Consider the following 811-nt stretch of genomic DNA (forward strand, 5'->3'; position numbering starts at 1 on the left):
CTAAAAGTACTCATCCAACACAAGCTGGTAATTGACAACGGTGAGTACATTACTCGTCCGGCAAGCGGCAGTGAGGCCTTCGTAAACTTGTCCATCTTATCTCGTTTGATCATCCAGACCTTGGAACGCTACTACATAGTTGTTGCCATTCTTACGCGTAGTGGTTCAGGGAAGCTTGATGCCGAAGAACTTGAAAAACAGAGTACACTTATGGCTGAACGCATGTCGATTCTCTTTGGTCTCAATGCCCCGGAGTTTTTTGACAAAGCACTGTTCCGAAACTTCATTGCAACGCTGCAAAAAAAGGAATTCTTAACACTTAATGGCGCCAATAAGTTGGTATACGGTGAAGATGTTGAACGTGTAATAGAGGAAGCAAAATTTGTTCTGAACGCAGAACTCCGCCAGGCAATTATGGAAGTGACAGCACTTGAAGCCTAAGAACTGTGCTCTCTATGTCAGCCTTACTCTGCTAGCGATGACAAGTGGCTGCGCTGTCAGCCCGCTACAACAAAGTGATCCTGAACCTAGTCTCAATTGGTGCCCACCACTGCCTAATTGCGTCTCAACTGAAGCAAGTACCTTTTTTCACAAAATAGATCAGTTTTCCCTATCCATGCCTTTTGAAAAGGCGTGGCCACATGTAGTTGCTAGTGTAAACCAGCTCCCTCGCACCGAGATTTCACATCAATATCAGGGCTATATTTACGCAAAAAGTTATTCTCAAATATTTGGCTTTGTCGACTATTTCGAGGTACTTTATCAAGCTAATACAGAAACATTGAATGTACGTTCAGGCTCTCTACTAGGA

1 protein-coding gene and 1 pseudogene are annotated in these 811 nt (G+C 43.8%); both read left to right on the forward strand.

The window, feature by feature from the left end:
• A pseudogene (locus A3729_RS32025) lies at positions 1–441 on the forward strand (glycerol-3-phosphate 1-O-acyltransferase); the annotation flags it as partial.
• A partial coding sequence (locus tag A3729_RS01225) for a DUF1499 domain-containing protein (protein WP_068632995.1) occupies positions 431–811 on the forward strand: 381 nt, incomplete at its 3' end. The pseudogene A3729_RS32025 and the gene A3729_RS01225, both read left to right, overlap by 11 nt.

The organism is Oleiphilus sp. HI0043 (genome assembly GCF_001634935.1).